Consider the following 12151-nt stretch of genomic DNA (forward strand, 5'->3'; position numbering starts at 1 on the left):
CCCATGAGCACCCTGACCATCGCATCGGACCCCCAGGACGCGGCGGCCGCCGAAGCCGTCGAGGCCCACCACACCCAGCTCGCGGGTGAGCTGGCAGGGCGGGTGGCCATGCTGATCGCGGCCGCCGAGCGCGACCCGGCCGCCGCCGGGGCCGTCCGTTCCGGACTGGTCGAGTTCTGCGACCGCGACCTCGTCCCGCACGCCGCGGCCGAGGAGGAGACCCTCTACCCCGTCGCCCGCGACCTGCCCGAGGCCCGGCTGCTGATCGACGGCATGCTCGGCGAGCATCGCCGGCTGATCGCGCTGGTCGAGGCGTTGCGCGGGGCGAACTCCGCCGTGCAGGCGGCGGCCGACGGCCGGGCGCTGCAGGTGCTGTTCGAGGAGCACCTGGAGAAGGAGAACAAGCTGATCCTGCCGCTGCTGGCCGGCTCCGCGGACATCTCCCTCGCCGGTCTCCTCGCGGGCATGCACGAACTGCTCGGCCATGAGCACGGCGAGGAGGGCACGGCCGGGTCCGGCGGCGGCTGCGGCGGCTCCTGCGGCTGCGGCGGCTCGGACGAGACCGACGTGCCCGAGCTGGACGTGCGGGACGTCCCGCACTCGCTGCGGCACGCCACGGTCTTCGGCGCGATCGCCGCCGTGCCCTCCGGGCGGGCCATGATCCTGGTCGCGCCGCACGACCCGCTGCCCCTGCTGGCCCAGATCGAGGACCGCCACCCCGGCGCGTTCGCGGTCGAGTACCTTCAGCGCGGCCCGGAGGCGTGGCGCCTGCTGCTCACCCACCGCTGACCGCGGCGGACCGGCGACGACGGCCGCGCGGGCGCTCCTGGGAGGGCGGTGCACCGCCCAACTCCCGCGGGCGCCCGGGCCCTTACGGGTTTCGACCGGGGATCGGCGGCAACCCGCAGGGTATGTCCCCTCGATATCACAGCGGCGCCAGCCAGGCGGGACGCGTGGTCGCGATCATCGCCGACGTCATGGCCCTGATCCTGGGCCTGTGGATCCTGATGTACCTCCTGGACGCCAACCGCGCCAACGACTTCGTGCAGTTCGTCCACGACACGGCACGCTGGCTCGCGGGCTGGTCCCACGACCTGTTCACCTTCGACGAGGCCTGGGCCCGGGTGGTCGCCGGCTACGGACTGGCCGCGGTGGTCTACCTGTTCGTGGGCCACGCCGTCGCGGGCCGCCTGCACCGGCACTGAGCAGCGGGCCGCCCGCACCGGCACCGGGCAGCCGCCGGACCCGCCGGTTCAGTCGCAGCAGTCCGGGTCCAGTCCGGTCGGCAGGTGCTCCCCGCCGAACACGGCGCAGGTGGCCTCGTGCCCGCCGAGCGCGGCCACCGCGAGCAGCAGGGAGCCCGCCGTCCACGTGGTGAGCTCGCGCGGCCAGACCGCGTCGTCGTCGAAGACGTAGCCCGTCCAGTACAGACCGGACTCCGGGTCCCGCAGGTGCTGGATCGACTGGAGTATCTCCAGCGCGCGGTCGGACTCGCCCATCGCCCACAGCGCCAGGGCGAGTTCGGCGGACTCGCCGCCGGTCACCCACGGGTTGGGAACCACACAGCGCACCCCGAGCCCGGGCACGACGAAGCGCTCCCAGCCCTCCTCGATACGGGACTTGGCCTCGGCGCCGGTCAGCGCACCGCCGAGCACCGGGTAGTACCAGTCCATCGAGTAGCGGTCCTTGTCCAGGAACCGCTCCGGGTGCCGCCGGATCGCGTGCCGCAGCGCACCCGCCGCCAACTCCCAGTCCGGCTGGGGCTCTTCGCGCTGCTCGGCAAGGGCGAGCGCGCAGCGCAGCGCGTGGTGGACGGAGGAGGAGCCGGTGAGCAGCGCGTCCGCCGTGGCGGTGCCGTCGTCGTCGCGCCGCCAGCCGATCTGCCCGCCCGGCTGCTGGAGCCGCAGCACGAACTCCACCGCCGCGTACACGGTGGGCCACATGCGGTCCAGGAACGTGTCGTCCCCGGTGGACAGGTAGTGGTGCCACACGCCCACGGCGATGTAGGCGACGAAGTTGGTCTCCCGGCCGCGGTCGGTGACGTCGGCGAAGTCCCCGTCGGCGTAGGCCGCGTACCAGGAACCGTCCTCGTTCTGGTGCCGGGCGAGCCACAGGTAGGCCCGTTCGGCGGCCTCGTGCTCTCCCGCGGTGTCCAGGGCCATCGCGGCCTCGGTGTGGTCCCACGGGTCGAGGTGGTGACCGCGGAACCACGGGATCGCGCCGTCCACCCGCTGCACGCGGAGGATCCCCGCGACGGTCGCGGCGGCCTGCTCGGCGGTGAGGACCCCGGGCAGGACGAGGTGTTCCGTCCGGGGAGTGGTCACGTGGCGTCCGCCTCGGCCTCGGCACGCGGCAGGTGCGGCTTGGTCGCGTACGCCACGAAGCTCTTGCCGATCAGCGGGTTCAGCGCCCGCTCGGCGACCCGGGTGGCCAGCGGCTTCTTCATGATGTCCCAGACCAGCAGCTTGTGGTACGCCCGCACCGGCAGCGCCTTGTCGTTGTCCACGCCGAACGCGCACTTCAGCCACCAGTACGGCGAGTGCAGCGCGTGCGCGTGGTGCGTGCCGTAGGGGCGCAGACCGGCCTCGCGGATCCTGGCCAGCAGCTCGTCCGCCCGGTAGATGCGGATGTGCCCGCCCTCGACCTCGTGGTAGGCGTCGGACAGGGTCCAGCAGACCTTCTCGGGGCCGTAGCGCGGCACGGTGATCGCGATCCGGCCGCCGGGCTTGAGCACGCGGACCATCTCGGCGAGGACGCCCTTGTCGTCCGGGATGTGCTCCATCACCTCGGAGATGATGACCACGTCGAAGGACTCGTCGGGGAAGGGCAGCGCCAGGGCGTCGCCCTCCATGGCGGTGGCGGTGGCCCCGGCGGGCGCCTCACCGGCCTCCTTCATCGCGGCGAACCACTTGGCGACCTCGCGGATCTCCTCGCCGTTCTGGTCCAGCGCCACGACCCGCGCGCCGCGCCGGTAGCACTCGAACGCGTGCCGGCCGGCCCCGCAGCCGAGGTCCAGGACACGGTCGCCCGGGGCGAGCGGGAACCGGGAGAAGTCGACGGTCAGCACGTGGCCCTGCTTTCGGGAGAGACGGCTTCGGGGTGGGGGGAGGCTGCTGTGGTGGCACCGAGGACGGCCACGTCCTCGGTGGCGGCCGTGGAGCGGCCGGGCGGTGGGGGCGCGGACCGGCCGGGGGCGGCCGGCGCGGGGCCGCCGGGCGGGGTGGGTGCGGAGCGGGTCATCGCCTCGCGGTAGTGGGCCACCGTGCCCTCCGCGGCCCGGGCCCAGGTGAAGCGCTGCAGGACCCGCTCGCGGCCCGCCGCGCCCAGCCGCGCCCGCAGCTCCGGGTCGCCCAGCAGCCGGCCCAGCGCGGCGGCCAGTGCCCCCGCGTCGCCGGGCGGCACCGCCAGGCACGTCTCGCCGTCGCGGCCGGCGACCTCAGGGATGGCGCCGCCGGTGGTGGCGACCAGCGGCGTGCCCGTGGCCATCGCCTCGGCCGCCGGGAGCGAGAAGCCCTCGTACAGCGACGGCACGCACGCGACCTGCGCCGAGCGCACGAGGTCGACCAGTGCCGCGTCCGAGATGCCCTTCACGAACTCGACGGCGCCCTCGAGCCCGTACCGCTCCACCGCCTGCGCGACCGGGCCCTCCCCGGGCCGCTTGCCGACGACGACGAGGTGGGCGTCCGGGTGCTCCACGCGGACCTTCGCCAGCGCCTCGACGAGGAAGACCAGGCCCTTGAGCGGCACGTCCGCGCTGGACGTGGTCACGATCCGGCCGGGCACGACGGGCACCGAGGGGTCCGGTGAGAACAGGTCGGTGTCGGCGCCGATGTGGACCACGTGCACGCGGTCCCGGCGTACGCCGAGGTGGTCGGTGATCTCCTGGCGGGAGGTGCCGGAGACGGTGAGCACGGACGGCAGGCGGCGCGCCACCCGCTTCTGCATCCGCGTGAAGGCGTACCAGCGGCGCACGGAGCAGCGCCGCTTCCAGTTCCCGGCCGCGTCCAGCTCCAGCTGCCGGTCCACGGTGATCGGGTGGTGGATGGTGGTCACCAGGGGCGCGCCGAGGTCGCCCAGCAGCCCGTAGCCGAGCGTCTGGTTGTCGTGCACGACGTCGAACTCGCCGCGCCGGGCGCGCAGATGGCGCCGGGCGCGCAGGGAGAAGGTGAGCGGTTCGGGGAAGCCGCCGGTCCACATGGTGGCGACCTCGAGCGCGTCGATCCAGTCGCGGTACTCCTCGCGCCGCGGGGTGCGGAAGGGGTCCGGCTGGCGGTAGAGGTCGAGGCTGGGCAGTTCGGTGAGGCCCAGTCCGCCGAGGCCCTCGTCGAGGACGGGGTACGGCTGGGATCCGATGACCTCGACGCGGTGCCCGAGCCGGGCGAGTTCACGCGAGAGGTGGCGTACGTAGACGCCCTGGCCACCGCAGAACGGGTTTCCCTTATAGGTGAGGAGTGCGATGCGGAGCGGTCGCAAGCCGTCGGCGGCGGGACCCTCCGGGGGCCCGGCCTGACTGGCCTCAGCGGTCACCCTGGGCCCCCTTCTCCCTGCACTGTCCCGCGAGGTTACGCCGGGACGCTAATGTAGAACAAGTTTCAGAGTTGATCGTTCAGGAGCATCCGAATCTACCGGCAGGTAGGGGTGCTGTGAGCAGTGGATCAGGTGATTCACGCCACGGCGGGCGGCGTGCCATGCTGTCCGGTCATCCACCCTCACCGACTGTCACGGAACGGGACCCATGCCTGCGGAAGCCAGCAGCCACAAGGCACCTTCCCCGGCCTCCCCGCTCACCGAGCGGCAGGAGGCACGTCGGCGCCGCATCCTGCACGCGACCGCCCAGCTGGCCGGCCGCGGCGGTTTCGACGCGGTGCAGATGCGCGAGGTCGCGGAGTCCTCCCAGGTGGCGCTCGGCACCCTCTACCGCTACTTCCCGTCCAAGATCCATCTCCTGGTCGCCACCATGCAGGACCAGCTCGAGCACCTGCACACCACGCTGCGGAGGAAACCACCGGCCGGCGAGACGGCGGCCGAGCGGGTCGCCGGGACCCTGATGCGGGCGTTCCGGGCACTCCAGCGCGAACCGCACCTGGCCGACGCGATGGTCCGCGCCCTGACGTTCGCGGACCGCAGCGTGAGCCCGGAGGTCGACCAGGTCTCCCGCCAGACCACGGCGATCATCCTGGACGCCATGGGTCTCGAGGACCCCACCGCGGACCAGCTCTCGGCGGTCCGCGTCATCGAGCACACCTGGCACTCGGCGCTGATCACCTGGCTCTCCGGCCGTGCGTCCATCGCCCAGGTCAGGGTCGACATCGAGACGGCGTGCCGGCTGATCGACCTGACGGACCCGGACCGGGGCGACCCGTAGCGGGCACTGCCGAGGCCCGGCCGGCCGGCCCGCACCGCGACTCCCGCGGCGGCGTGAGCCGTTTCACACCGCCGGCTTCCGCTTCCCGACGCGCGGCAACTCCTCGACGCCGCCCGGGATTCACCCCGGCAGGGGCCCCAAGTGGCCCCCGGAGCACCTCCCTACGGGCGGGTAGAGTGACCGCGTCGTCATCACACCCGTACGGGGGGAAGCCGGTGCAATTCCGGCGCTGACCCGCAACCGTGAGCCGCCCGCCCGGGCGGTGAGCCGGACTGCCCCACACGGTTCGTGACCGGCTCACGTGCCCGGCGCGCGCCGGAGCACGGCACCGTCGAGGTATACGGAGCCGAGCCGCCGGGGTGTCCCGAGCTGCCCGACTCCCTGCAGGGAGAGGCATCCACCCGTCATGAACGTCCGCCGCAGCGCAGCGGTCCTGGCCGCCGTCGCCGTGTTCGGCGCCGCCGCACCGGCCGCCGCCGACTCGTCCCCGTCCCCGTCGCCGTCCCGGGCGCTCCCGTCCGCCCTGTACGGCGACGGCGACCCGCAGTACGACGGCGTGTGGCGCCAGTCGCTCGCCCTCCTCGCGCAGGACGCGGTGGGCGTGAAGCCGCCCCGCTCCGCCGTCGGCTGGCTGACCGGACAGCAGTGCGCCGACGGCTCCTTCGCCCCCTACCGCGCCGACACCACCGTGCCGTGCGACGCCAAGACGATGGTGGACACCAACCAGACCGCCGCCGCCGTGCAGGCCCTCGCCGCGCTCGGCGGGCACGACGCCGTGACCGGCAAGGCCGTCGCCTGGCTGAAGTCCGTGCAGAACAAGGACGGCGGCTGGGGCTACCTGGCGGGTGGCGCCAGTGACGCCAACTCCACCTCCGTCGTCGTCGGCGCGCTGGCCGCGGTGGGCGAGAAGCCGGCCGGAGTCAGGAAGGGCGGCAAGTCGCCCTATGACGCCCTGCTGAAGCTGGCGCTGCCGTGCGTCGGCGACGGCGCGGGCGCCTTCGCCTTCCAGCCGGACAAGAAGGGCGGGCTCGCGGCCAACGCGGACGCCACGGCAGCAGGCGTGCTCGGCTCCCTCGGCAAGGGCCTGGTGGCCGAGCCGGGCAAGGCCGGTGCGGCAGCCGCAGGGTGCGAGAAGGCCGGCACGCCCGCGCGGGCCGCGGCCAACGGCGCCGCGTACCTCACGAAGGCGCTCGCCGAGGACGGCCACCTCACCTCGGCGCTCCCCGGCTCCGAGGACCAGCCCGACCACGGCAACACCGCCGACGCGGTGGTCGCGCTCGCCGCCCTGGGTGCCACCGGGCCGGCGGAGAAGTCCCTGGCCTGGCTGGAGAGGAACTCCGCCGACTGGGCGGCGCAGAGCGGCCCCGCCGCTTACGCCCAGCTGATCCTCGCCGCCCGCGCGACCGGCGCCGACCCGCGCGACTTCGGCGGCACCGACCTGGTGCGGCAGCTCACCGCGACCGGCCCGGCCGGGACGGCCGCGAAGGGCGGCGAGGCGGTGCGGGCCGACGAGGAGGAGAAGGACGACTCCGGCTTCGGCGTCTGGTGGTACGTCGGCGTCTTCCTGGTCGCGGGCATCGGCATCGGCTTCCTGATCAGCGGCCGCGCCAAGAGGCAGCAGCCGTGACCCGACGGATGGTCGTGCTGTTCCTGGCCGCGCTCCTGCCGTTGACGGCGGGCGCGGGCCGGGCGGAGGCCGCCGGCTACCGCTACTGGTCCTTCTGGGAGCGCGACGGCGGCTCGTGGACGTACGCCACCCAGGGCCCGTCCACCGCCCGCCCCGCGGACGGCGACGTCCAGGGCTTCCGCTTCTCGGTCAGCGAGGACTCCGCCGACGCGGCGCGGCCCCGGGGGACCGCCGGCTTCGACGCCGTCTGCGCGAAGACCCCGGCGAAGGACGGCACCAAGCGCGTGGCCCTGGTCCTCGACTTCGGCACGCCCGCCGACGCGCCGTCCGGCGAGACCCCGCCCGCCGGCCGCACGGCCTGCGCGCGGGTGCCCGAGGACGCCACGACGGCCGAGGCCCTGGCCTCCGTTGCCGGGCCCCTGCGCTACGGCTCCGACGCCCTGCTGTGCGCGATCGCCGGTTATCCGGCGAAGGGCTGCGGCGAGCGGGTCCCCGGCGACCGCGAGCCCGTTCCCGGAAAGCAGGAGCGGCAGCGGGGGGACAGCGCGCCGGACTCCTCCGGCGGCGGCCCGTCCCTGGGTCTGTTCGCCGGGATCGCCGCGGTGGCGGCCCTGGGCGCGGCGGCGGCCTGGCAGGTACGCCGTCGTGGTTAGGGGGTGCCCCGCGGGTCCCGCCGGGGGCGCGCGGGCCGGCGCCGGCCCGATCCTGCGGTGGGGCTTCGGCGGCGCCCGACCGCGGCACCGCACCGGCACCGGCACCGCGCGGGTGCCGGTGCCGCCCGGCGCCCCCGCCACCGGGCGGCGGACCGGCACCCCGCTCCACCCCGGCGCCTGGTGGCTGTGGGCCCTCGCCCTCGGCACCGCGGCCACCCGCACCACCAACCCCCTGCTGCTCGGTCTCCTGGTAACCGTGTCGGCGTACGTCGTCGCCACCCGCCGCCCGGACGCCCCCTGGGCCCGCTCCTACGGCGCGTTCGTCAAGCTCGCGCTCGCCGTCCTCGTCGTCCGGCTGCTGTTCGCGGTCGTCCTCGGCTCGCCCATTCCCGGCACCCACGTACTCGTCGAGCTGCCCGAGGTGCCGCTCCCCGGCTGGGCACAGGGCATCCGCCTCGGCGGCCGGGTCACCGCGGAGGGCCTCGCCTTCGCCCTCTACGACGCCCTGCGGCTGGCCGCGCTGCTCATCTGCGTCGGCGCCGCGAACGCGCTCGCCAACCCCTCCCGGCTGCTGAAGTCGCTGCCCGGCGCCCTGTACGAGATGGGGGTGGCCGTCGTCGTGGCGCTGAGCTTCGCCCCGAACCTCATCGCCGACGTCCAGCGCCTGCGCGCCGCCCGTCGGCTGCGCGGACGCCCCGACCGGGGCGTCCGCGGCCTGCTGCAGGTGGGACTTCCGGTCCTGGAGGGCGCGTTGGAGCGTTCCGTGGCCCTCGCCGCCGCGATGGACGCCCGCGGCTACGGCCGTACCGCCGAGGTCCCCGCCCGCGTGCGCCGCACCACCGCCGCTCTCACCCTCGGCGGGCTGCTCGGCGTCTGCGCCGGCACGTACGGGCTGCTCACCGCGGCGGGGGGCACCTACGGCCTGCCCGTCCTGCTCGCCGGGCTCGCCGCCGCCCTCGCGGGTCTGTGGCTGGGCGGCCGGCGCACCGTGCGCACCCGGTACCGTCCGGACCGGTGGGACGCCCGCGCCTGGCTGGTCGCCGGCTCCGGCGCGGCGGTCGCGGCCCTGCTGACCGTGGCCGCCACGCGCGATCCGGCGGCGCTGCGCCCCGGCGTGGTACCGCTGGTCGCGCCCATGCTCCCCCTGTGGCCCGCGGCGGCGGTGCTGATCGGCCTGCTGCCCGCCTTCGTCACACCCGCACCCGACGACCGCCGCGAGGAGCCGTCGTGATCCGCTTCGAGAACGTCTCGGTGACCTACGACGGCGCCGCCGAACCCTGCGTGCGCGACGTCGACTTCGAGGTCCCCGAGGGTGAACTGGTCCTGCTGGCGGGCCCGTCGGGCGTCGGCAAGTCCACCGTCCTGGGCGCGGTCGGCGGCCTGGTCCCGCACTTCACCGGCGGCACCCTGCGCGGCCGGGTCACGGTGGCCGGGCGCGACACCCGCACCCACGAGCCGCGCGAACTGGCCGACGTGGTGGGCACGGTGGGCCAGGACCCGCTCTCCCACTTCGTGACCGACACCGTGGAGGACGAACTCGCGTACGGCATGGAGTCGCTGGGCCTGCCGCCGGACGTGATGCGCCGCCGGGTCGAGGAGACCCTGGACCTGCTGGGCCTGGCCGGACTGCGCGACCGTCCCCTGTCCACCCTCTCCGGCGGCCAGCAGCAGCGCGTCGCGATCGGCTCCGTCCTCACCCCGCACCCCCGGGTGCTGGTCCTGGACGAGCCGACCTCCGCGCTGGACCCGGCGGCGGCCGAGGAGGTGCTCGCGGTGCTGCAGCGTCTGGTCCACGACCTCGGCACGACGGTGCTCATGGCCGAGCACCGTCTGGAGCGCGTCGTCCAGTACGCCGACCAGGTGGTCCTGCTCCCGGGCCCGGGCGAGCCCCCGCTGCTCGGCCCCCCGGCCGAGGTGATGGCCGTCTCCCCCGTCTTCCCGCCGGTCGTGGACCTGGGCCGGCTGGCGGGCTGGTCCCCGCTGCCGCTGACGGTCCGCGACGCCCGCCGCCGGGCGGCCGCCCTGCGCGAACGACTCGCCGACGCGGCACCGCCGGCACGGCGGCCCCTGCCCGGCCCCCCGGCCACCCCCGCCCCCACCCGCACCCGCACCCGGCTCCTCCGCCGCACCGCGGGCGACCGCACGACCGCCACCCCTCCCCCCGTGGCCGAGGCACGCTCCCTCGCCGTCCGCCGGGGCCGTGTCCAGGCCCTGCGCCACGTCGACCTGACCGTCACCGCGGGGGAGACCGTCGCCCTCATGGGCCGCAACGGCGCCGGGAAGTCCACCCTGCTGGGCGCCCTGGTCGGCCTCGTCGAACCCGTCTCCGGAACCGTCCGCACCGGCGACGCGGTGCCCCACCGCACCCGCCCCCGTGACCTCGTGCGCCGCGTCGGCCTGGTCCCGCAGGAACCCCGCGACCTGCTCTGCGCCGACACGGTCGCCGCGGAGTGCGCCGCCGCCGACCGGGACGCCGAGGCCGAGCCGGGCACGTGCCGCGCGCTGCTCTGCGAGCTGCTGCCGGGGGTGGCGGACGACACCCACCCCCGGGACCTGTCCGAGGGCCAGCGGCTGACCCTGGCCCTGGCGGTCGTCCTGGCCGCCCGCCCGCCCCTGCTCCTGCTGGACGAGCCGACCCGCGGGCTGGACTACGCGGCCAAGGCCCGTCTGGTCACCGTCCTGCGCGGGCTGGCCGCCGAGGGCCACGCGATCGTCCTGGCCACGCACGACGTGGAACTGGCCGCGGAGCTCGCCGACCGCGTGGTGCTGCTGGCCGAGGGAGAGGTGATCGCCGACGGCCCGGCGGCGGAGGTGGTCGTGGCGTCCCCGTCCTTCGCGCCGCAGGTGGCGAAGATCCTGGCGCCGCGCCCGTGGCTCACGGTCACCCAGGTACGGGAGGCACTGTCATGACCGGCACCGGTGTCCAGCGCCAGGCCCGGCCGGTCCGCCTCGGCCCCCGCTCGCTGACGGCACTCGTCCTGGTGAGCGCGGTGGGCGTGGCCGGTTTCGGCTGGCCCTTCCTCGCCCCGCCCGCCTCCACGGTCAACGCCCACGCCCAGGACGCGCCGTGGCTCTTCGCGGGCCTGCTGGTGCTGCTGGTCGCGGTCATGGGGGCGACGATCGCGGAGTCGGGGCTCGGTCCCAAGGCGGTGGCGATGCTGGGCGTCCTCGCCGCGACCGGAGCGGCCCTGCGCCCCATCGGCGCCGGGACGGCCGGTCTGGAACCCATGTTCTTCCTCATGGTCCTCAGCGGCCGGGTCCTGGGCCCCGGCTTCGGCTTCGTGCTCGGCTCGGTGACGATGTTCGCCTCCGCGCTGCTCACCGGCGGGGTCGGACCGTGGATGCCGTTCCAGATGCTGGCGATGGGCTGGTTCGCGATGGGCGCGGGCCTGCTCCCCGGCGCCGACCGCCTGCGGGGCCGTGCCGAGGTACTGATGCTGGCGGCGTACGGATTTCTCGCCGCGTTCGTCTACGGCACGGTGATGAACATGCAGGGCTGGCCCTTCATGAACCGCCTCGCCTCGAACATCGCCTTCGACCCGGAGGCGGAGGTGCCCGCGAACCTGGTCCGTTTCCTGGCGTACTGCCTGGCCACCTCCCTCGGCTGGGACCTCGGTCGGGCCCTGCTCACCGTCGTGCTGACCCTGGCCCTCGGCGCCCCGGTCCTCAAGGCACTGCGCCGGGCCACCCGGAGGGCGGCTTTCGAGGCGCCCGTCACCTTCGGTCCGCACCCCTGAGTGGGCGGTCGTACGCGGTCCGTGGCGACGAGGGTGAAGCACCCCACATGACCTGGATCACGTACGAAGCGCGACCGTAGCCGCGCACCCCGCCCCTCGACCCCGGGTCCGCCGTCCTGACCTGCGTCTCCATCCCCGGCTCCGGAACGGGCGGGAACCCCCGAATGCGACCAGGGCTAGTAAAAGGGGTCTTTGCGGACACACTCCGGACCTGTTTCCGTGGGACGCGTCGCCAGGCGCCGACGTGCCCCCCGGGGCCGCGGCGCCTACGTATGCCCCGCCGCCCAGGACGCGGCAAGGGCCTGCCGCGACCCCACCGCTCCCGACCGAAAGGCCGCCCGTGTCCGCCGCTTCCCTCCTCCGCACCCTCGCCACCCCGAAGAAGGCCCTCGCCGGTGCCGCCCTCGCCGCCGCTGCCTGCGGCACGCTGATCGCCGCGCCCGCACAGGCCGCCACCACGGGGGCCGCCTCGGCCCAGGCGACCGCGAAGAAGATGATCGGCAACTCGGCCCAGTACCAGTGCTTCTCGAAGATCGTGCAGCACGAGAGCAACTGGGACGTCAACGCCACCAACGCCTCCAGCGGCGCCTACGGCCTGGTCCAGGCTCTCCCCGCCTCCAAGATGGCCTCGGCCGGTGCCGACTGGCGCACCAACCCCGCCACCCAGATCGAGTGGGGCCTGGACTACATGAAGGACCGTTACGGCAGCCCCTGCGGCGCCTGGAACTTCTGGCAGTCCAACGGCTGGTACTGATCCCGGCCCCACCCC

At 74.9% G+C, this 12151-nt stretch carries 12 protein-coding genes and 1 riboswitch; of the genes, 9 read left to right on the plus strand and 3 right to left on the minus strand.

Going from position 1 to position 12151, the window contains the following annotated elements; all coding sequences use genetic code 11:
- Positions 1-3: 3 nt before the first annotated feature.
- Together ACFYOV_RS02225 and ACFYOV_RS02230 are read left to right on the plus strand one after the other, a co-directional pair.
- Positions 4-789 (plus strand): DUF2249 domain-containing protein, encoded by a 786-nt coding sequence (locus ACFYOV_RS02225; RefSeq protein ID WP_389081690.1) that lies wholly within the window; start codon positions 4-6, stop codon positions 787-789.
- 122 nt (positions 790-911) lie between these two features.
- Positions 912-1205 carry a hypothetical protein gene (locus ACFYOV_RS02230; RefSeq protein ID WP_389081693.1) on the plus strand — a complete coding sequence of 98 codons (294 nt, stop codon included), beginning with the start codon at positions 912-914 and terminating at the stop codon, positions 1203-1205.
- Positions 1206-1253: 48 nt separating this feature from the next.
- On the opposite strand, the gene ACFYOV_RS02235 is transcribed toward ACFYOV_RS02230, so the two are convergent.
- From ACFYOV_RS02235 to ACFYOV_RS02245, 3 genes are read right to left on the minus strand one after another with little or no spacing between them, the layout of a single operon-like run.
- Positions 1254-2324, minus strand: coding sequence for a prenyltransferase (locus ACFYOV_RS02235; RefSeq protein ID WP_389081695.1), 1071 nt, complete (start codon positions 2322-2324; stop codon positions 1254-1256).
- Positions 2321-3067 carry a methyltransferase domain-containing protein gene (locus tag ACFYOV_RS02240; protein WP_389081698.1) on the minus strand — a complete coding sequence of 249 codons (747 nt, stop codon included), beginning with the start codon at positions 3065-3067 and terminating at the stop codon, positions 2321-2323. The genes ACFYOV_RS02235 and ACFYOV_RS02240 overlap by 4 nt, the downstream gene beginning before the upstream one ends.
- The gene (locus ACFYOV_RS02245) at positions 3061-4527 is read right to left on the minus strand and encodes a glycosyltransferase family 4 protein (RefSeq protein WP_389081701.1); all 1467 of its coding nucleotides are present in this window, start codon (positions 4525-4527) and stop codon (positions 3061-3063) included. The genes ACFYOV_RS02240 and ACFYOV_RS02245 overlap by 7 nt, the downstream gene beginning before the upstream one ends.
- A 208-nt stretch (positions 4528-4735) precedes the next feature.
- Here ACFYOV_RS02245 and ACFYOV_RS02250 point away from each other — a divergent pair, with 208 nt between their 5' ends.
- The 7 genes from ACFYOV_RS02250 (at position 4736) to ACFYOV_RS02280 (ending at position 12136) form a co-directional block, all read left to right on the plus strand.
- Positions 4736-5365, plus strand: coding sequence for a TetR family transcriptional regulator (locus ACFYOV_RS02250; protein ID WP_389081703.1), 630 nt, complete (start codon positions 4736-4738; stop codon positions 5363-5365).
- Between the two features lie 205 nt (positions 5366-5570).
- A riboswitch (cobalamin riboswitch) is annotated at positions 5571-5643 on the plus strand.
- Positions 5644-5771: 128 nt separating this feature from the next.
- Positions 5772-6992 (plus strand): prenyltransferase/squalene oxidase repeat-containing protein, encoded by a 1221-nt coding sequence (locus ACFYOV_RS02255; RefSeq protein ID WP_389081706.1) that lies wholly within the window; start codon positions 5772-5774, stop codon positions 6990-6992.
- Positions 6989-7645 carry an SCO2322 family protein gene (locus ACFYOV_RS02260; RefSeq protein ID WP_389081708.1) on the plus strand — a complete coding sequence of 219 codons (657 nt, stop codon included), beginning with the start codon at positions 6989-6991 and terminating at the stop codon, positions 7643-7645. The genes ACFYOV_RS02255 and ACFYOV_RS02260 overlap by 4 nt, the downstream gene beginning before the upstream one ends.
- 112 nt (positions 7646-7757) lie before the next feature.
- Positions 7758-8876 (plus strand): energy-coupling factor transporter transmembrane component T, encoded by a 1119-nt coding sequence (locus ACFYOV_RS02265; RefSeq protein ID WP_389082430.1) that lies wholly within the window; start codon positions 7758-7760, stop codon positions 8874-8876.
- Positions 8873-10555, plus strand: coding sequence for an ABC transporter ATP-binding protein (locus ACFYOV_RS02270; RefSeq protein ID WP_389081710.1), 1683 nt, complete (start codon positions 8873-8875; stop codon positions 10553-10555). Before ACFYOV_RS02265 ends, ACFYOV_RS02270 begins: the two co-directional genes overlap by 4 nt.
- Complete coding sequence (locus ACFYOV_RS02275; RefSeq protein WP_389081712.1) at positions 10552-11382, plus strand: ECF transporter S component; 831 nt, start codon at positions 10552-10554, stop codon at positions 11380-11382. Before ACFYOV_RS02270 ends, ACFYOV_RS02275 begins: the two co-directional genes overlap by 4 nt.
- A 340-nt stretch (positions 11383-11722) precedes the next feature.
- Positions 11723-12136, plus strand: a complete 414-nt coding sequence (locus tag ACFYOV_RS02280; RefSeq protein WP_389081714.1) for a transglycosylase SLT domain-containing protein — start codon at positions 11723-11725, stop codon at positions 12134-12136.
- The last annotated feature ends 15 nt before the right edge of the window (positions 12137-12151 follow it).

Source organism: Streptomyces sp. NPDC005931 (assembly GCF_042871235.1).
Lineage (GTDB): Bacteria > Actinomycetota > Actinomycetes > Streptomycetales > Streptomycetaceae > Streptomyces.

Excerpts from the sequence above, each read along its gene's own strand:
- ACFYOV_RS02225 (WP_389081690.1), top strand. The coding sequence starts at position 4 with ATGAGCACCCTGACCATCGCATCGGACCCCCAGGACGCGGCGGCCGCC.
- ACFYOV_RS02230 (WP_389081693.1), top strand. The coding sequence starts at position 912 with ATGTCCCCTCGATATCACAGCGGCGCCAGCCAGGCGGGACGCGTGGTC.
- ACFYOV_RS02250 (WP_389081703.1), top strand. The coding sequence starts at position 4,736 with ATGCCTGCGGAAGCCAGCAGCCACAAGGCACCTTCCCCGGCCTCCCCG.
- ACFYOV_RS02255 (WP_389081706.1), top strand. The coding sequence starts at position 5,772 with ATGAACGTCCGCCGCAGCGCAGCGGTCCTGGCCGCCGTCGCCGTGTTC.
- ACFYOV_RS02275 (WP_389081712.1), top strand. The coding sequence starts at position 10,552 with ATGACCGGCACCGGTGTCCAGCGCCAGGCCCGGCCGGTCCGCCTCGGC.